We start from the raw sequence: 1,026 nt of genomic DNA, 5'->3' as shown, positions 1-1,026 counted from the left end.
ATCGAGAGGAGGTGCAGCGAAGCAAACCGTAGGCGATGCCCCCGGATGGACACCGTAGCGAGGGAACACTGAGCCTCAGCGAAGTGCCGTACGCCAGGGGCAAAGCCTTTTGCTTACTTTTCGGCGTCTGGAAAAGTGAGTCGCTGTAAGAGCGAAACCGCCAGCGGCAGCACCCGCAAAAACGGATATACACCCAACCCTCAAATCCAGTCGGCCCACAGGCCGCTGAGACCAAACAAACAAAAACGGCCCCTATATAAATAGAAGCCGTTCCCGGTACAACTTAAGACGTTATCGCAAGACAGGTCTTATTTGCGATCTTCCAGCTTGGAAATATCACGCGACTCGTAGCCAGTGTACAACTGGCGCGGACGGCCAATCTTGTACGGGCTCGAAAGCATCTCTTTCCAGTGCGAAATCCAGCCAACAGTACGTGCCAGCGCGAAAATCACCGTAAACATGCTGGTCGGAATGCCGATCGCCTTGAGGATAATCCCCGAGTAGAAATCGACGTTCGGGTACAGCGAGCGCTCGATGAAGTACGGGTCAGTCAACGCAATCTCTTCCAGGCGCATGGCCAGTTCGAGTTGCGGATCGTTATTAATACCCAGTTCCTTCAACACTTCGTCGCAGGTCTGCTTCATCACAGTCGCGCGAGGGTCGCGGTTCTTGTAAACGCGGTGACCGAAGCCCATCAGCTTGAACGGATCGTTCTTGTCCTTGGCCTTGGCGATGAACTTGTCGATGTTCGACACATCGCCAATTTCATCCAGCATGGTCAGAACGGCTTCGTTCGCACCGCCGTGAGCAGGGCCCCACAGTGCGGCGATACCGGCGGCGATACAGGCGAACGGGTTGGCACCCGAAGAACCTGCCAGACGTACGGTGGAAGTCGATGCGTTCTGCTCGTGGTCGGCATGGAGGATGAAAATCCGGTCCATGGCCTTGGCGAGCACCGGGCTGATCGGTTTGATCTCGCACGGGGTGTTGAACATCATGTGCAGGAAGTTTTCCGCGTACGTCAGG

At 55.8% G+C, this 1,026-nt stretch carries 1 protein-coding gene; it reads right to left on the bottom strand.

What is annotated here, in order from left to right; genetic code table 11:
- Positions 1-308: 308 nt before the first annotated feature.
- Positions 309-1,026 (bottom strand): citrate/2-methylcitrate synthase (locus ACIP66_RS28825; protein ID WP_400652713.1); only part of this gene is annotated, 718 nt, incomplete at its 5' end.

This window comes from Pseudomonas sp. NPDC088429 (assembly GCF_044753305.1).
Taxonomy (GTDB): domain Bacteria; phylum Pseudomonadota; class Gammaproteobacteria; order Pseudomonadales; family Pseudomonadaceae; genus Aquipseudomonas; species Aquipseudomonas rustica.
Note: the sequence above shows the minus strand (reverse complement) of the source record. Positions and strands in the feature narration are given on the sequence as shown.